This window comes from Ancylothrix sp. D3o, assembly GCF_025370775.1.
In the GTDB taxonomy this organism is placed as follows: Bacteria; Cyanobacteriota; Cyanobacteriia; order Cyanobacteriales; family Oscillatoriaceae; genus Ancylothrix.
Map to the genome: position 1 here is coordinate 18233 of NZ_JAMXEX010000009.1, position 18584 is coordinate 36816.

The following is an 18584-nucleotide window of genomic DNA, read 5'->3' on the forward strand; positions in this document are numbered from 1 at the left end:
ATTCGATGAGGCCGGGGAGGATATTATTTATAGGTGGATAAGGGCTGTTGACAAATTCCTCTCAAACTGAGATAATATTAAGATATCTATCCTCAGTCCAGCAACTTCCTCACAGTTTTATTGATATTGATGAGATTTCTTTATGCAAATTAAAATTAAAAGAAATGCACTTAATATCGATTCGCAATCTACGGGCGGCTGCTAATCAGTATCCCGATGTCAAAAAACAAATTGATGACTGGTATGCAAATGTTAAGCAAGCAGAATGGCAAAATTTGGAGGATGTTCGCCAGATTTACCGAGATGCTGAAGCGGTAGGAAACTTCACCGGTTTTAATATCAAAGGCAATGATTATCGCCTGATTGTTGGGATTAACTACGAAAAGCAAACTGTTTACTACAAATATTTCCTTACCCACGCTGAATACGACAAAAATAAATGGAAAAATGACGATTACTTTTGACCGAGTTACTTATAGCAAACTCCTGTCAGAAATTGCTCCCCAAGCGATTGAGACTGAAGAGGAATACGCTCGCCTCCTGAAAGTAGCAGAGCGGCTAACTTTTGCGAAAAACACCACTCCAGAGGAGACAGCTTTACATAAATTGTTAGTAACGCTGATAGAAGTCTATGAGACAGAACACTATCCGATGGATAAAAGTTTGCCTCACGAGATTTTGCAACATATTCTCGAATCTAGCGGCCTTAGTCAAGCGGATTTAGCAGACATTATGAAGTCTTCGAGTGATGTTGTGTCTGAAGTTATCAACGGTAAACGGGCGGTTAGCAAAGCACAGGCTAAAGCACTTGGTGATTACTTTAAGGTGTCGCCTAGTTTGTTTATCTGATATCAAATCCGCTTACATTGGAATTATCAAGTAGTGGAAGCCGGAGATATCTCTTTGATAGCTAGGGATCTTTCCGGTTAGCACTACGCCAAACCCTGTAGAGCAAATATAGTGGGATTTTTAAATGTCTTTACAAAATTAAATAATATCCGGGCTGAAATAGTAGCAAATGATTGGGAATTTTGTTTTAATTGGGTGATGTTAAAACAGTAAAAGTCTGTGGGTTATTCTGGAATGATTGGCAAAGTATATGGGGAATCAATTAACTTTAGAGTGGAAAGAGTGCGGTGCGGTGAAATTTCATGTTATTGATGACCGGCACTCAAGTAAAAATCCGGGTACTGTTCGTCTTGGACGCGATCCAAATAAGTGCGATATCGTGCTGGCTAACCCAACGGTTTCGGGGCTGCATATTGAGATTTTTTTTAATGAGCAAGATAATAAGTTTTGGCTGCGGAATTTGCGGGAAAGTAACCCGCCGGTTGTTGATCAAAAGCGTTTGATTTCGGGGGAAGTTCCGCTGGATGAAGATAGCGTGATTTATTTGGGAGATTTGCAGCTAGTTGTAAAGACAATTTCTGTGGATTGTACGATTGCGCCGACAATTTTAGTTCCGCCGCCGGTGCCGGGAATATCTCCCTCAAAATCTCCCCAAATATCTCCCCAATCATCTCCTCAAATATCGGTGGCGGCTACTAAACCTCCGAGTAATAATTATGGCTTAGAGTGTCCTTGTTGTCATCGCGTTTCGCCTTATGAACGTTTAGATTTAGGATGTCCTTGGTGTGGAACTTCTCTGGCGGCGGCTCATAGTGTGGTTATGCCATGATTGAGGATGGGAAAAGGTTAATAATTATAGGTTAATATGATGCAAATTCGCTTAGTTTTAGAAGATGCGGCGACGGGGGAAAGACGCGAGCCGGTGTTTAATGTACCGATTGCAATGGGACGGGATTTTGCGGGAATGCCGGTGGAATTAAATCAACGTAGAGTGTCGCGTTTGGTGTTGAATAGTGGCGAAATTTCGCGGTTTCATGCGTTAATTGATGAGGAAAATGGCGGGTTGGTTGTTGTTGACCAAAATAGCCGCAATGGAATTTTTGTTAATGGCAACCGGCAGACTCGTTCTGCTTTGGCAAATGGGGATATTTTACAAATTGGCCCTTATCAAATAACTGTTTCTTTTGCTCCAATCACAACTCAGCCAACGCTGGCGGCTAATTCGCAAATTTTCTTTAATCCTAATACAAATATTCCTGATCCAAGGGTGGCGGAGCCGGTGGTGGGGGGTGAGTTTCCCCCGGCTAGTTTTGTGGAGAAACAAGTGGTGGGGGTGCAAGATATTTATGCGATGAAGTTGCCGGTGGATGAGGTTGATTATGGGGCAATTGGGGCCGGTTTGGGTAGTTTTATTTGGGTGGATTTTTTAAGAATATTTGGGGTAAAACCTGAGCAAATTATAGCGCTGGGAATGGAAAAAGAACCCTATGCAAGATATCGCCGGCTTTGTTTAAATTCCCAGATTCCTTTGCATGAAAGATTGCGGTCTAATTCTGATTCTTGTCCTGATAATATTTGGGGATGGCCGAGTTATGCGTTGCGGGAAGCTTGGCGGGATTTTTTTAAGGGTAATTTTGCGGGAAGTTTGAAGTATTTATGGCAGGTTTTTGCGGAACCAACTTTTGCCGAAACTTATACACCTCGCAGTGGTAATGTTTTTGATTCAATAGATAGGGAAAGCCAGCGAATTAATTGGGAGCAAATTTATCGTTATGGACGGGTGAGGGGGATTCGGAAAACGGATGATGGGCGGTATGCGATTGCTTATTCTCGTTCGAGTTCTGAACACAGAGAACACGCTTTTTTAATTGCTCGTTATGTGCATTTGGCACCTGGTTATCCGGCGATTCAGTTTTTGCCTGATTTGCAAGAATATCGCCAAAAAACAAATGATTTTAAAGCGGTGGTGAATGCTTATGAAGACCACCACCATATTTATGAACATTTAGAGCGAAAAGGTGGGACAATTTTGTTGCGAGGTCGGGGAATTGTAGCATCAAGAATTGTGCAGAGAGTTTATGAGGCGCGGTTGCGAAATCCTAATATTTCTTTGCTACATTTAATGCGTTCGCCAAAACCGCAAGGTAATCGTTTTGGGAAGGCTCAAAGAAAGGTGGTGAATCATTATGAGTTGCAGCCTTTTAACTGGCCTAAAGCAAATTGGGGGGGTGATTTGCGCCGGGTTTTGGAGTTAGCTACTCCTGAACAACGCAAGCAATTATTAACAGATTGGGGGGGTACAACGACGGCGGAAAGAGGCGATTGGCAGCATATTGTTGAGGAGGGTTTGAGTCGGGGATGGTATAAAATTGAGTTTGGGGAAGTGAAAAAGGTTGAGCAGGAAAATGATAGGGTTGTGACTTATATTCAAGAGAAACAGTTTAATGGTGAGGTGCGTTTGCAGGCGGATTTTGTGATTGATGCAACGGGTCTTGATGCTCATGTGAAGGCAAATCCTTTGTTAGATGATTTGGTTAGTTGTTATCAGTTGCCGTTGAATCATTTGGGCCGGTTGTGTGTGAGTAATGAGTTTGAGTTGGTGGAAATGCGGACAAATAAGGGGCGAATGTATGCGGCGGGTGCTGTTACTTTGGGTGGGCCTTATGCGCCGGTTGATAGTTTTTTGGGGTTGCAATATGCGGCGCTTTGTTGTGTGGATAGTTTGGCTTTTATAAGGGCACCGGGTGTGAAAAAAATCAATGGTTTTAGGTCTTTTGTTGAGTGGGTGAAATGGGTTTTTAATCAATCGCCTTAACAACGCACCGAAGAAAGCGACGGGTTAAAACCCGCCGCTACATGAACAAAGTCCTACGGACTAATATTTGTTTTTTGCTCATTAGTTCTATCTAAAATTTACAATCAATATGACTCCTACTTTATTTGGCCGGTGGCAAACTCGTTTATTACTTTTGTTGACGGTTGCTGTTTTGATTACTTTGCCTTTTTTCTGGGGAAAAGTTGGGGGGAAGTCGGGGCCGGTTTTTTATTTTATTCTTGTTTATGTGGCGGTTTTTGGGGTTGGTTGGGATTGGGTTTATAATTATTTGCAAAAATTTCGCTGGGATTCTGATTGGCCGGCTGTTTTTCAGCTTTTGGCCGGTGTTTGGGAAGGGGTGTTTTTAGGCGGGTTGTTTTCGCTTTTTGAATTGCCTGGCGTTCCCCGTCAAGAGTTCAGTTTAGGCGTGTTTATTGGGCATTACAGTTGTGTGTGGTTGGGGGTTTTTATTGTTTCTCAATCTTTGATGAGAATTTTGTTTCCGCGTTGGCGGTTTAAAGGTGGGCAATGGTTATAAGTTTTTAGACAGTAAAATTTGTTGATAAATTTGGATGGTTTTTTGAGCAATATTATCCCAGTTATAATGTTTTAAAGCATACTGTTGGGCATTTAAACCTCGCTGTTTTCTTTCGGCAGGATCTTGTAACGCTAAACGTAGCACACCGGCCAAAGATTCCACATCACAATTTGCTACCCAACCGGCTTTTGCTTTTTCCACATCTTGCCAAATATAAACTTGATTAGAAATCACCACCGGCAACCCAGATACCATAGCTTCGGCAACCGCAATACCAAAGTTTTCGTAATAGGAAGGCAAGACAAAAATATCGGATTCTTGCAAAAATTTCGCTTTAATTTCCCCAGAAACAAATCCCGTGATGGTAGTGTGATTAGCAAGAGTAGATTCTTCAATTTGCAGCCGGATTTTTGTTTCGTATTCCGCATCTTGGGGATTATTGCCGGCCAGGATAAAATGAAAATTTATGTTTTCTGATAACAGTTTTTCTAAAGCAGGAATCAGTATATTTAAGCCTTTTTTTGGTTCTATTCGAGACATGAATAAAATGCACGGTGAGGAAGTTTCGAGTGTTTGTTTTGGTGACACCGGCGCCGGTGCATTCACCCCCAAAGGAATAATTAAATCTTGGGTTGATAAACCAAAGTGTGCTGAAACTTTTGCTTCTTGATGACTGGTAAAATGAATGGCCGCTGCACCGGCTAAGTTGGGTTTTTCAAACAAAGCAATATAAGCTTTTTTTAAAACTTTTTTCTTTTCTAAATCTGCCGGATCAAGCGTTCCCAAAGGCCGCAAAATATAAGGCAATTTTCGATTCCTACAAATCATCGCGCTTGCGGTACTTACAGGAGAAAATAAAGCATGAATATGAGCAATATCAAACTCTTTTGTGTGTTGATATAACCACTGCAATAACTCCGCAGAAAACTTATACCGGCGAAACGGAGAACACCGAAAATATCGCACTTGATAACCGTCTTGAAAAACCGGTTGATCGAGGGGTACATCCAGCGGTGGTTGACCCTGATCGCCATTAGAATTAGTAGTTAAAATCGTGACATCAATTCCTTGACGGGCAAGGGCAGCAGCAAAGCCTAAAATCATTTGACTTGGCCCGCCATAAACAAGAGAAATTGAGGGAATAATTTGTAAGATTTTCATTTTAAAACAGGCTTTTATAGAAGTTTAATTGTTGTTGAGCGAGAGATTTATTAGTATAATAATTTATGGCCCGTTTATAACCTCTTTCAGCAACATTTCTAGCGATTTCCGGGCTTTTTATCAATTCAAGTAAGCAAGTTTTAAGCGCTTCTGCGTTGCCTTCTGGAAAAATAAAACCGGCATTTTCAATTACATTAGGAATTTCCCCAGAATTAGACCCAATCACCGGAACCCCACAAGCCATTGCCTCAATTAAAACATGACCAAATTGCTCTTTCCACCCCACCGCCGTTAAAGTTTTAAACTTCTCGGTAGTTTGCGATGGCAACACTAACACATTCATTAAATTAATATACCGGCTAACTTGTTCATGGGGTACACTTTCCACAAAAATTAACCTACTTTCGAGATTATTTTCTTTTGCCCAAATTATCAAAGTTTCCTGCAACTCACCACGCCCGACTAATAACCATTTCCATTCATACTTACTCAACATTGTCAAGGTTTTAGCAAGAGTTAATAAGCCTTTTTCTTCAACAAATCTCCCCACAAAACCGACAACAAAATCATTTTCTTTAATTCCTAACTGCTGACGTAATTCTGGCTGAGGTTGGGGGCAAAATAATGTTTCATCTACCCCCAACTGTGGCATCACTTTTACAGCGCCTTTGTAACCGCGTTTTTGCAAAATTTCCGCTGCATCCTGATTACCGGCAATTAATCCATCCGTGTGTTGCAAATTATAAGATTCCAACCAAGAAATCGGAAATTTTAATTGATAAGGCAAATTCCACCATGTAAAAAATACATTTTTAGCCTGAAGATTTAACAGCCGGTTGAGAGTAATTAACTGGGCATAAGCAAGCGATCTTGAACCTTGTTCAACTTGGATAATTTGCGGTTGAAAATCTCGCAACAACTTAATTAAATCTGCCCCAAAAGTTAATAAACCTTGATGATTTTGGCTGAAATTAGAAACCGGCACCACTTTAAAATTACCTTCGTCTAAAAATTGCGTTTCAATTACCTGATTTTGCACCCCCCCAGGCTTCCACCGGCGCGGTACCACAACTATCACTTCAATTCCCGGTTCCAAACTTGCCAAAATTCGCAATTTTTGGCGGTTAAGATCAACAATATAAGTGTGACTGACAACCAAAACTTTCATCAAACCACCCCCTTATAAACGAGTCAAAGACAAACTCCCCACATCAGGATAACCCAATTGATTACGCTTACCAAAACGCCAATGTTGCTGATATTGATTGAGGAAATTTTGCCCGACAATGCCATCAACACCAAGAAACTGTAACACCTTACTTTCTAACACCACAGCTTCCAGATTTTGAGTTTGATATTGCTGGATAGAAAATTGTTCTAAGGCCATTTTTTTACCCATTTCTTTGCCGCAAAAACCCTTTACTTCTATCGGTTCAGCCTTTGATAAATCAAGGGAAATTTTTGGGGCAACCTTATCAGAAAGCACCATCATTTCAGCGCCGGTGTCTATTAAAAAAGTAAAGGGCCCCTGACCATTAATTTTAACTTCTGCCGTCATAATTCCCATATTTCCTGTGAGGGGAATGGCATCTGATGTGGGAGTTGTTGAAGGTAAAAATTGCAATTCCAAAGTTTTAGGGTTTAAAATCATATCAAAACCGCTGATAAAATCCATTCCCAAAACCCCCCCAACCTTCGCAGGAATGGCAGTTTGTGGTAATGCCATTCCCGTCACACCTTCAACTTTTGCCGCCTCCACCGCTAACACCGGCAACGGGTGAATTGTTGCGTTTATTTCTGCACAATTTTCGCCCACCACCATAAACGCTAATAACTCTTTAGGAATGGGGGTTCCTTTCACATTCAATTGCTCAACAATTTTCGCATCCACAACAGAATTAGAAGCGCCGGTATCAAGTAAAAAACTGGCCGGTTTTCCGCCTAAATTCACCGGCACAGTTAACAATTTTTGCTCAGGAACAGGCTGCATTGTGATAGTTGCTTGTCCCTGACTGGAAGGTTGCGGTAAAGTAATTCCCGTTGTTTTTACAATAGCAATCATTCGCTCTTTTGCATCGCGGCGAATACTGCCATCGGGGGCTAACATTACAACTTTAAATATACATTGGGTAGAAGCAGTTTCTATGGCTTCAAGCGAGCCGGTTTGTTCAGGAGAAATGCTATTTTTAACGCAGTTTACAACTTCTTCTAAAATTGCTTCACCGGCAGGAGGAGTTGGCGTTTGAGCAAAATTCGGCAGACTGATTAAAGTCAGAGTGCCGGTGGATAAAAAACCAATGCTTAGGGCAACTTTCCAGAAACGTTTCATTTTTCTATCTCATAGTTGCTAGACTTTCCCTATTATAAACCCCGTTTCAATTTAATCAACACATAACCCATCTTGCTGAGGGTCTTCATAAAGTTTTTGGCGGGAAATTTCCTTAACTTCCCCATTTTTTGTGACTTCATACTCAACCGCAAAATAGGGATGGGGCCCACAGCCGCAAACTTGATAATCAAACAAGCGAACTTGATAGCCATTCTTTATTTTTTTTACCTCCGTATCCTTAATTTTAGAGACATAAACCCGGTATCCTTTCGGAGGTTTAACATTATAAGCAGCATAAGAATTTGTCAGAGCAACCCCAAAGCTTAACGCCTCTTCGGCTGTATCCACCGGCCCGAAAAACTTGCGAAACTCATCAGCATTTTTCAAAGCTTTAAATTCCCCCTTTGTGTACACAATATACTGATTATATAAAGGTAAACGGCAACCTTTGCGAGAAATACCTTGAGCAGCATCACCCCTACTTACAAACCGGCATTCAGCAATTGAAACTTTAGGAGAAACACCCCCTAGAGCCTTCGAGGGAATCAGAATTTCTTGGCAGCCAAATTTTTCATTTAACTGAATTTTAGAACAATTTAACTGCTCACCTTCCTGCACACACCCCGCCTTAAGAAAACTCGAAATATCAGCCCTTAAATTCTGTCCATTTGAGGCAGAACTATTAACATGAGAACTCCCGGCAACAGCCACAAAAATAAATCCAAAAATCAGGCAGAGCCAAAACCGACTTTTTTTAAAAAACATAACTTTCCTCTTAATGTGTTTGGGGGCTATCTTGCTCAATTTGTTGGCGTTTTGCCGTAAACTCTAATGGTTTTTTCAAACCAAGCAACATCATTTTACCTTTCAGCCTATCCTCTTTCATTTCCGCCAAAATCGTTACTTCATACCACTTATTTTCTTTTTGCAGCCGGCAAAACTTAGCACCCTCCACCAAACCAGATAACCCCAAATTTTGACCCTCCAACTTTCCCGCCAGTTCCGGTTTTTCCTCAATTCTAACTGGTTCTTGCAAGCCTGTTTCTTCCGCCAAAGAAGCCGTTAAATAAATTCCCGATTGGTGAATTGTCAAAATTGCTTTATCCGAACCACAACCAGCCAAACTTTTAAGCGGAATCTGATAACGACCTCCAATGGCCGGCGGTGCCTTAAGAGCAGTTTCTCCATAAACACTAACCCCCTTAAACAAAGCCACTACCGAACCAATTGCCACTGCATAAAAAGACAAAGACTTTAAATTGAAATGAGACATTTTTTTGATTCCTCTCAAGCAACCTTATAATTACAAATTAACAGCAGGAGACTGCTTTATAAACGCCCCAGCGAGGTGAGAAGCCACCTGAGAATAGCGCCGCGTAATTAACAAAGATGACTCACAGCGAATCACCAACTCATCCGTATAACGTCCTAAAGTTTGCCGCTCAATTCCCCAAGCACGACTCGTTCCAGCAATTGTCAAATCAACCTTTTTAGAAGCCTCTACCACCGCAGAAATTGGCTCTGAAGATTGCACAGTTTTTACCTCAATGCGCTCACGAACATTCTCCCCTAACTGCTCCATAACCGAGCGAAATTCATAACTAAAATCACCCGTCATCTGCTCAGTTTCCAGCACCTTTAAAACCACTAAGCTGCGATTTTCATCATTAATTAAAAGCCGCAAAGCAATTTCAAAAGCCAAATCATCGTGATTATTAGACGAATAAGGTACCAACAAAGAATTTAAGCGATTATGTCCACGATCCACAAACACCGCCACATCCACCGGCGCACTACTAAGAATTTGCCCAACTCTTCCCCCCAAACGATTTTGAGTAAAAGCCGGCCGGTGCCATCCCACCAAAATTAAATCCACCTGATCATTTTTAGAAATCAGCGAAGTTTCCCGCGCCACATCATTAGAAATTCGCACAATTGGACGCACCACCTCCCGCATTTCTGGCGGTTCCAAAGTAGCAATTAACTCATCCAAACGTTGATGCCTTTCTCGAATTAAACGATCCGCTTCTATCGGCATACTTTGAAATAAATAATCCTCTTCCAACTCAATTAAACTCAACGGATAAACCGCCGCCAGTTGTAATTTATTGCCAGCAATTCCTAACGCCAACTGTAATAAACCTTTTTGAGTTCTCGGATTCGCCACCGGCACCAAAACTTGATAACTTGGCTCAACTTCACCCTGCTGCGGTTCCACCATATCCAATTTAATTAAATGCTTCGGATAAGTCCATTCCAAAAGCGGCGAAGTCATAAAAGTAGTCACCAGCGCCATAATTACCAACATCGTAAACAAAAGCGGCGAAATCACCCCAAAATTCAACCCAATATTCAACACAATCAACTCAGTTAAACCGCGAGTATTCATCATCCAACCAAGCGCCGAAGCCTCGCGTTCCTCAATCCCACAAACCCGCGCCGCCACATAAGTACCCACATATTTGCCAATAATTGCCACCGCTAAAACTGCCCCACACAATAACCATAATTCAGGCCGGTTTAACAAACCGATTTCAGTCCGCAACCCACTGTAAGCAAAGAAAATTGGCAGCAAAAAAATCAAAACAAAATCTTCCGTCTTCTCTGCGATATCCCGCGTCAAATTACCCGTTTTTGGCATTACAGATCCAACCAAAAACGCCCCAAATATCAAATGAATTCCAATTAATTCTGTAATCAAAGCCGAAGCCACAACTGTAATATAAATACCCGCCAACATAAACTGAGTTAGCCGGCCTGTTCGCTTATAATATTTCCCAAATTTAGCAGCCACCCAACGCCCTACCGTAAACATAAAACCAATATAAAGCAACGCCTCAAAAATCGTCGGCAAAGCCCCAACAAAACTATTAGTTCTCGTCACCGCAATAGCCACAGCCAACAAACACCAAGCCGTCACATCATCCACCGCCGCACAAGTAAGCGCCAAAGTACCTAAACGAGTTCCTTGCAAATTATTTTCTGTAATAATTCTTGCCAAAACCGGAAACGCCGTAATCGACATAGCCGCCCCTAAAAACAGAGCAAAAGCCGTAAAAGAAACACTCGAATTCGACACCAGCGGATAAAGCCCCAACGCCAGCAAACTCCCCAAAGAAAACGGCGTTAAAATACTAACGTGCGAAGTTAAAATAGCAATATCTAAATTTCCTTTTAGATATTTTGGGTCGAGTTCTAACCCAATTAAAAACATAAAAAATATCAACCCAACCTCCGATAAAACATCCAAAAAAGGTAGAGTTTTTGCTGGGAATAAAAACCCCGCCAAATCAGGAGCAATCAACCCAAATAAAGAAGGGCCAAGCATAATCCCGGCAACAATTTCTCCAATCACCAAAGGTTGCTTCAGCCAGCGAAACCCTATCCCCATCAAACGAGAAAAAGCAATAACAATCAAAACTTCAACTAAAACTAAAACAACTGTCGGCATTATTCTTTCCCAAACCCTTGTGGATAACCTTAAATTTTATAGTCTAAATTCCCAACAGTTTAAAATTTTCTAAAAATCTTTAGCTTTCCCCATACCCAAACCAAACACGCCCCAAAAATCAACCCTACCCCATGCACCCAATACCCCACACCAGCCGCATTTACCCCCCCTTCCACCGCCAAAGAACCAATACCATAAAACCACTGCTGAATAAACCACCAAACCCCATAGAAAAGCACCGGCAACTCCACCGGCACAAACACCACAACCATCGGTAAAATCGTCTCAATTTTCGCCCTCGGAAACCGCAATAAATAACCACCCAAAACCCCCGCCATAGCCCCATTTGCCCCCACCAAAGGCACATTTAAACTCGGTTCCGCAAAAATCTGAACCAACCCCACACTCACACCACAAATCACATAAAATAGTAAAAACTTCCCGCCTCCTAAAACCTCCTCAACCCGCTTTCCAAAAACCCACAAAAACAACATATTTCCCAAAATTTGAGCAAAACTACCGTGCAAAAATATCCCCCCCAACAAAGAACGGACAGCCATAAAAATTAAGATAATCGCCGCCGCCGGATTTTGTTGATAAATCGCATCCCCAGCCACCCTAGCAAAATTCGCCGGCACCACACCCCAATTTTGCAAAAACTCCGTTAACTCCCCCGTTAACTCTAACTTCAACTCCCCCAAAAAAACCGCCACCGTCAAACCAATTAAAAATAAAGTAACAACCGGCTTTTGTTGAGATTGAATATTATCTGCAATAGGAATCATAGGATGTTAAATTTATGACTATAAACTACCCATTCCTGTAGGGGCTGTGTACCCGTGCCAGCCCCCACCTAAAAACCCAACCAGCCAAAAAATCCCCCTAACTAAACTGCGTCAGTAAGTCCGACAAAATCGTATTAGAAAACAAAAAACCTTCTGGATCACTTAAGCGCAACCAACCGGCAGCCGGTAAAAATTCCACCTCAACCGGCACTCGTTTTTCATCCAAAACCTGCACCCAACCACAGCGATAATATCGCTCTAAACAACGCCAAATTTTATCCAGCGTATCTCCACCAAACTTGCCGGCTAAACTTGCCAAATTCACACCATCTGCCAACCGCAAACCCAACATCAAACATTCAAACAATTGATCATTTTCCTCAGCCTTATTTTCCTCTTCCTTACATCCCTCCTTCACCCACTCGTAATATTCCCAAGTTTTACGCGGACGAGCAAACCGCTCACCAAACACATAACTTGTCGCCCCCATACCAAAACCATAATACGATTTATTTTGCCAATAAACCCGATTATGCCGGCACTCAAAACCCGCCTTTGCATAATTAGAAATCTCATAATGATCATATCCCCCAGTCGTCAAAACTTTTTGCGCCAAACGATACATATCCGCCGCCATTTCATCACTTGGCAAAGGCTCACTCCCCGGCGCATAAAACCGATAAAACGGCGTTTTTTCCTCCACAATCAAATCATAACTAGAAACGTGAGCAGGCCCAATTTCCACCGCCTTCTCAAGACTCATTTGCCACTGTTCCAAACTTTGATGAGGCAAACCCGAAATCAAATCAATACTAAAATTTTTGATCCCCACTTGCTTTATCAAATCCACCGCCGCATAAACATCACCAACCGTATGAGAACGCCCACACAAACGCAACAACTCCTCATCAAAAGATTGCACCCCCAAACTAAACCGATTAACCCCAACCTTTGCATATCCCCGCAACTGTTCTAAACTAAAAGTACCGGGGTCAATTTCCATAGAAATTTCCGCATTTTTAGTAATACCAAAATGCCGATCAAGCGCCTCCAAAATTCGCTCCACCTGACTCACCGACAACAGCGACGGCGTACCCCCACCAAAAAACACCGTTTCCAGAGCCCCCCTGTCCGCCCCAATCCTCGCCCCCGCCTCTTGACAAAAATTTGAAGTTATGCTTATTTCCTGCAACAAAACTTCAACATAATGCTGAATCGAGTTAGAATTCTCGCCGTGCTTGCGATCCCCCACCACAGAGACAGGAAAATCGCAATAAAAACACCGGCGCCGGCAGAAAGGAATATGAAGATAAGCAGAAGTTGGCATACCCGCCGCACGGGTTGCAGAGTCAGAAACAACCATAGAAGTAAAAAAATCTGGCACGATGGGGAAAACTAGAAAAATATTTAAGGGTTATTGGGGAATAGAGTAAAAAAGACCGACAGGATATAATAGAAAAAAGCGCTAATTGTGAAACAAGTAACAATTAATCGCCCAGAATTCCAAAAAACGGAATTCAAACCGCAATTTATCCCCCCAAAACAATGCTTGATGTCATCATTATAGTTTCATTCATCCTAGCAGTCGCAGGAATTGGTTATTACGGCGTAGAACTTCTACCGAGCAGCGCCATGCAGCAAGTAACAAACATCTCAGGGTTGCGCCTTGTCACCGCCGGTTTTGGCGGCATAATTGGCTTAGCCTTTGGCTTGTCGGCGCAAACCACCTACCGGCGCATTCAAACCCAAGTCCGGCAAATGCCGGTCGAAGTCTTACTTACCCGCGCCGTCGGCTTGGTCATCGGCCTTTTAGTTGCCAACTTAATGTTAGCACCGATATTTTTATTTCCCATTCCTTCAGAGTTGAACTTCATTAAACCCTTAGTGGCGGTGGTGGGAAGTATTTTATTTTCCTTCACCGGCATCAACTTAGCCGACACTCACGGACGCGCTTTTTTGAGATTAATTAATCCCAGCAGCGTCGAAACCCTATTAGTCGCCGAAGGAACCCTCAAACCGGTAGCAACAAAAGTCTTAGATACCAGTTGCATAATTGACGGCAGAATTGAACAATTATTAGGCACCGGCTTCGTCGAAGGCCAAATATTAGTACCCCAATTTGTCCTCCAAGAATTGCAACTTGTCGCCGACTCCTCCAACGATCAAAAACGAGTCAGAGGCCGCAGAGGATTAGACATCTTAAACCGGCTCATGGAAGCCTATCCAGACCGCATCACCATCCACCCCGCCGACTACGAAGACATCCACACCGTAGACGCAAAATTAGTGCGTTTAGCGCAAGAAATTGATGGAACCTTGCTCACAAACGACTACAATTTAAGCAAAGTTGCCACAGTTCAAAAAGTGCCGGTTTTAAATATCAACGACCTCACCCAAGCCATTCGTCCCCACTACTTACCAGGAGACACAATCGAGCTAAAAATCGTCAAAGAAGGCAAAGAACCGGCCCAAGGAGTCGGCTACTTAGAAGACGGCACAATGGTAGTAGTAGAAGAAGCAGGAACTCACATCGGTGCAGAAATGCGAGTAACAGTAACATCTGCCTTACAAACCTCTGCCGGTCGGATGATTTTCGCTCGTCCCCACGCATCAGTTATAACAGGATAAAAAGGCGACAATGGCTCGCACAAACAGAGTAAAAAATTGTCACCAATGCAATCAACCAGCCCCAGTTCTTTATCGCGTCAAAGCAGAAGAATTGGGGCCTTGGATTTTTATATGCCCGCAATGTTGGCCCCACATTTCCCACAACAACCCTCATTACATTTATGGCGGAACATGGAAAGCCAACAAGAAGGGATAGGGGGCAGTACCACACCCAATATAGTAAAATGATTAGTTAATAAGGAAGCAGCAGCAAGCGGCATAAGAGTCGATATCACACCGAGAAACTATTGAGGGCGTTTTGTGGCCTTATCTTCAAGGAGAAAATGAATGTGGGTCAAAAAAATTAGTCTTGAAAACATCAAAGGCTTTCGAGAACAGGAGTTATCCTTCACTCGCAACAAAAGAGGGGACAAACCTTACTACTGGATTACTCTCTTAGGAGAAAACGGAGTTGGAAAAACCACATTCCTGCAAGCAATGGCACTCCTTTTAGCAGGGCCAGAAGCGGCTAAAGAACTTTTGTCAGATACAATCGGCTGGGTGCGCGACTCCTCAAAACCAGGCAAGCTCAAGGCTGTGTTATATCAAGAAGATGTAGATGCTGGAACCTTACGAAATAATAATGGTAACAAGGTATTATCCCCTACCTATTCCTATTTCCTTACGGGTAACAATCGTCTCAAAATTGGCAAAGAAACTTATCCCCCTCGAACACTGATTGAGGAAGAATCAGAAATTCTCAGCCAGTTACGAACAAATGCCTTTGCGTCAACAACTCAAGGATGGTTTGCTGTCGGTTATGGTGCCTTTCGTAGACTTTCACGAGAAGACATACGTCGCATACCACGACTAGACCAACCAAAGCGATCCAGCAATTTTGCAACACAGTTTAATGATAATAGACCTTTGAGTTCATTTGAAGAATGGATGATTCATTTAGACTACCGCATTGCTAAAGATGTTAATGACACCAAGGCCCGACAAATGCGGACTGTAGGAGAAGCGGCTATTATCAAACTTATCCCCGGAAATGTAAGAATTTCTGAGATTACTACGGATGGTTTGATCATGTTTTCAGTAGACGAGCAACAAGTTCCAACCATTAGCTTGTCTGATGGTTTTCGCAGTATCATAGCCTTGGCGGGTGACTTAATATGGCGTTTACTTCAAGCCTTTCCCAACCTTGACGATCCCACTCAGGCATCTGGAGTTGTCTTGATCGATGAGCTAGATATTCATTTACATCCATCTTGGCAAAGATATATAGCTGGTTGGCTGCGGGAAGTATTTCCGAATCTCCAATTTTTCGTCGCTACCCACAGTCCTTTAGTAGCTGCTGGCGCGGGAGAAGATGCTCTAACTTTACGCTTCGATATGATTAATGGGGAAGTTGAGGTTACGCCAGTAAAAGATATTTCAGCTTATGATGCTGATTATATTTTGAGAAGTCCTGCATTTGGTTTAACATCCACCTATTCTCCAGCCACGCAAGAGAAAATTGAACGATACAACGAACTGACAAGAAAGATAAATGATTTGATTGGCGAAGAACGCAAAGAATACGAAACACTCAGAAAATTTATGAAAGAAGCGCAGCCCATAGGAGGCCCACCCGAACCAGGAAGCTTAGAGGCGCGAACCCAGGCTTTTTTGGAGGCTCATCTACCGTGATTTCTGTCTCTAAACCCAGAACTCCTGCTATTTTACAAAGAAATGGCGCTAAGTGGTTGTCTGAATTACAGGCAGCAAAAAAAAATTTAGACGCAATCCAAGCTAATCCTAAAGCAACGCCGCAAGAGATTGCTAAGACGAAGAAAAAACACGATGATGCTATAAACAAATATCGCCACAAAAACATTAAATCTGAGCTAGAAACCATATTTAATGGAAAATGTGCCTATTGTGAAAGCAAAGTTACAACCACAGGCTATGGTCATATCGAACACTTTTTCCCAAAAGGAGACCCCCAATATCTACACCTAACCTTTGATTGGCAAAATCTTTTACTTTCATGCGAAATCTGCAACAATGCTCAACATAAAGGAACAAACTTTCCCCTCGACTCTAGTGGCAATCCCTTGCTGATCAATCCAAGCGATGGGGTTACAGAGATCAATAAGCATCTAAAATTTTCTTGGGATCAAGTGGATGGTGCGAAAATAGAAGGTCGTGATGACAGGGGTAAGAAAGTTGTAGAGATCTTTGACCTCAATAGCACTAGCGGCACCCGCAAGGAGTTATTTAAGCACCGGAAAAAGATAGTCAAAGATATGCTCTGCGTGTTAACATTTTCTCAAACAATTGCTGACCCTCACCACAAATCAGAAGCCATCCAATTGTTAACAGAATACTGCCAGCCTACTGCTGAGTATAGTGCATTTGCTCTGGTGTATATTCTCCCTTACCTAGCTCATCACTTTCGCATTCCAGAGGCAATTATCCTTTTAAAACAAGTTAGCCAGCGCAGTCCCGCCTATGGTGAGTGGGCTCGTGTTGACGCTCTGCCTTAACAGCCAACACCAGATCATAGGGTGGGCCTTTCACCCACCCGACAAAACTATTGCAAAACTGTCTTAGAAACAATTCGAGTTTTCTTGCGATCCGCCTCAGAAAGGTCTTGTCCCGCCTGTAAACGAGTCGCACTTGTTTGTAAAACCGTAGCACCCCCCTTATCACCCATTTGCAAAGCAGTTTTCGCCGCAGTTTGTAACATCGTTGCAGCCCCCGCACGATCACCCTGCTGTAATTTTGCCTCAGCAATTTGAGTTTGCCGGTATTTAGCCAAAGCCAAAATATGCTGCTGAACCTCCGCATTAGGCGCCGGCACATAACTCGTCAAAACATTAATATCCACCGGCACAACATCCGACAAAACATTTTGCCTTCCCGCCGTCGGATCATCATAACGAACCTGCACATTAGTCAACAACTGCCGGCCCGCCGGAAACTGACCCACATACATATTCGCCACAATAATACGCGGCGAATCCTTCATCAAATCCCCCAAACGAACCATATACTTATTCCCATCTTGTTGCACCGGCAACTCAATCGTTTCGGGAGCCACCTGAGCCACCGGCTTAAGTTCAGCCAAACGCACCTTTGGCATCAACTCAAACAACAAATAAGCATCAGTCAAACCCACAGACTGAATCCGATTAAACACCAAAGAAAACTTTTCCGTCGCCTGATCAGGACGCTCAATATAAGAAAGAGAACCCCCCGCCGCATCAGAAATTTTCTCCAAAACATTTTGATTCCAATGATCACCAAACCCCAAAGTATTCAGCGTCATCTTAAACTCCGCCGCCAAACCAGCCAACTTTAAACAACGGTCATTATCACCATGCTCATTTTCCCCATCCGTCAGCAAAAACGCTTGAGAAACCGTATCCTTTTTCCCCTTTGCCAACTCATCAATCCCCTGTTTCAACCCCTCATCAATAGCAGTACCGCCTTCCGCATGAAGCTTCTCAATTTGCTTTTTAATACGCTCCTTATCCTCTATAATTTGATTAGAAACAATCACCTTTGCGCGGTGATCAAACGCCACAACCGAAAGCCGATCCCCAGGATTAAGCCTATCAACTAGCCGGTAAGCCGCCTGCTTCACCGTATCCAAAGGCCGGCCCCCCATCGAACCACTGTGATCCAAAATCAAACACAAATTCAGAGGCACACTGCGATCCATCGAATCCGCTATCGCAGACACAGAAATCGAAAGTTGCCGTTGACTGCTTGATTGGGACGCATCCAAATTGCCATCATTCCAAGCCGGTTGCAAATTCACTCGCATAATCAGACCAATTCCTGCAAAATCAACATTTATAAAAAAAACAACAGCAGCAAATGTCCCCCTTCCGCAGAAGTTTCCAGACATCCCACTACTACTCAGCATAAATTAGCCAACCCAGAACTGACCAAAAAAGCCGACTCCCATCTTCCCCCCCCTACTCCCAGACTCAGCAACCTCAGCAAGCTCAAAAAATCGACTCAGGCTGAGAACCAGACTCAGGAACCTTTGCCTG

At 42.8% G+C, this 18584-nt stretch carries 17 protein-coding genes; 8 read left to right on the forward strand and 9 right to left on the reverse strand.

The genetic code is table 11. The features are described 5' to 3' along the window. The first annotated feature begins 47 nt into the window (after positions 1-47). The 5 genes from NG798_RS15945 to NG798_RS15965 all read left to right on the forward strand — a co-directional run bounded on the left by NG798_RS15945 (position 48) and on the right by NG798_RS15965 (position 4202). A complete protein-coding gene (locus NG798_RS15945) occupies positions 48-464 on the forward strand; it encodes a type II toxin-antitoxin system HigB family toxin (protein WP_261224674.1) in 417 nt (138 codons plus the stop codon). After that, positions 448-849, forward strand: coding sequence for a type II toxin-antitoxin system HigA family antitoxin (locus NG798_RS15950; protein ID WP_261224675.1), 402 nt, complete (start codon positions 448-450; stop codon positions 847-849). Before NG798_RS15945 ends, NG798_RS15950 begins: the two co-directional genes overlap by 17 nt. Before the next feature lie 250 nt (positions 850-1099). Next, positions 1100-1678: an FHA domain-containing protein gene (locus NG798_RS15955; protein ID WP_261224676.1), complete on the forward strand. Its 579-nt coding sequence runs from the start codon at positions 1100-1102 to the stop codon at positions 1676-1678. 36 nt (positions 1679-1714) lie between these two features. Further along, on the forward strand, positions 1715-3664 hold the full coding sequence (locus NG798_RS15960) for an FHA domain-containing protein (protein ID WP_317619606.1): 1950 nt from the start codon (positions 1715-1717) through the stop codon (positions 3662-3664). A 109-nt stretch (positions 3665-3773) separates the two neighbouring features. Then, positions 3774-4202: a hypothetical protein gene (locus tag NG798_RS15965; RefSeq protein WP_261224677.1), complete on the forward strand. Its 429-nt coding sequence runs from the start codon at positions 3774-3776 to the stop codon at positions 4200-4202. Here the strand turns inward: NG798_RS15965 and hpsP are convergent. From hpsP to hemW, 8 genes are all read right to left on the reverse strand, one after another. Next, entirely contained in the window at positions 4197-5363 is a 1167-nt protein-coding gene (gene hpsP / locus NG798_RS15970; RefSeq protein ID WP_261224678.1) for a hormogonium polysaccharide biosynthesis glycosyltransferase HpsP, read from the reverse strand. The two genes, NG798_RS15965 and hpsP, sit on opposite strands and share 6 nt — an antisense overlap. Position 5364: 1 nt before the next feature. Further along, positions 5365-6531 carry a hormogonium polysaccharide biosynthesis glycosyltransferase HpsO gene (gene hpsO / locus NG798_RS15975; protein ID WP_261224679.1) on the reverse strand — a complete coding sequence of 389 codons (1167 nt, stop codon included), beginning with the start codon at positions 6529-6531 and terminating at the stop codon, positions 5365-5367. Positions 6532-6543: 12 nt separating this feature from the next. Then, positions 6544-7692: a retropepsin-like aspartic protease gene (locus NG798_RS15980; RefSeq protein ID WP_261224680.1), complete on the reverse strand. Its 1149-nt coding sequence runs from the start codon at positions 7690-7692 to the stop codon at positions 6544-6546. A gap of 51 nt (positions 7693-7743) precedes the next feature. Beyond that, positions 7744-8457 carry a hypothetical protein gene (locus NG798_RS15985; protein WP_261224681.1) on the reverse strand — a complete coding sequence of 238 codons (714 nt, stop codon included), beginning with the start codon at positions 8455-8457 and terminating at the stop codon, positions 7744-7746. Positions 8458-8467: 10 nt separating this feature from the next. After that, positions 8468-8965, reverse strand: coding sequence for a hypothetical protein (locus NG798_RS15990; protein ID WP_261224682.1), 498 nt, complete (start codon positions 8963-8965; stop codon positions 8468-8470). Positions 8966-8995: 30 nt separating this feature from the next. Beyond that, positions 8996-11143 (reverse strand): cation:proton antiporter, encoded by a 2148-nt coding sequence (locus NG798_RS15995; protein ID WP_261224683.1) that lies wholly within the window; start codon positions 11141-11143, stop codon positions 8996-8998. Between the two features lie 59 nt (positions 11144-11202). Further along, positions 11203-11928 (reverse strand): rhomboid family intramembrane serine protease, encoded by a 726-nt coding sequence (locus NG798_RS16000; protein ID WP_261224684.1) that lies wholly within the window; start codon positions 11926-11928, stop codon positions 11203-11205. A gap of 97 nt (positions 11929-12025) precedes the next feature. Beyond that, the gene (gene hemW, locus NG798_RS16005) at positions 12026-13291 is read right to left on the reverse strand and encodes a radical SAM family heme chaperone HemW (protein ID WP_261224685.1); all 1266 of its coding nucleotides are present in this window, start codon (positions 13289-13291) and stop codon (positions 12026-12028) included. 182 nt (positions 13292-13473) lie between these two features. Here hemW and NG798_RS16010 point away from each other — a divergent pair, with 182 nt between their 5' ends. The 3 genes from NG798_RS16010 to NG798_RS16020 all read left to right on the forward strand — a co-directional run bounded on the left by NG798_RS16010 (position 13474) and on the right by NG798_RS16020 (position 17066). Further along, positions 13474-14556 (forward strand): PIN/TRAM domain-containing protein, encoded by a 1083-nt coding sequence (locus NG798_RS16010; RefSeq protein ID WP_261224686.1) that lies wholly within the window; start codon positions 13474-13476, stop codon positions 14554-14556. Between the two features lie 327 nt (positions 14557-14883). Next, positions 14884-16227, forward strand: a complete 1344-nt coding sequence (locus NG798_RS16015; protein ID WP_261224687.1) for an AAA family ATPase — start codon at positions 14884-14886, stop codon at positions 16225-16227. Further along, the gene (locus NG798_RS16020) at positions 16224-17066 is read left to right on the forward strand and encodes a retron system putative HNH endonuclease (protein ID WP_261224688.1); all 843 of its coding nucleotides are present in this window, start codon (positions 16224-16226) and stop codon (positions 17064-17066) included. The genes NG798_RS16015 and NG798_RS16020 overlap by 4 nt, the downstream gene beginning before the upstream one ends. Before the next feature lie 47 nt (positions 17067-17113). Here the strand turns inward: NG798_RS16020 and NG798_RS16025 are convergent, their stop codons facing one another. Next, complete coding sequence (locus NG798_RS16025) at positions 17114-18352, reverse strand: VWA domain-containing protein (protein ID WP_261224849.1); 1239 nt, start codon at positions 18350-18352, stop codon at positions 17114-17116. Between the last annotated feature and the right edge of the window lie 232 nt (positions 18353-18584).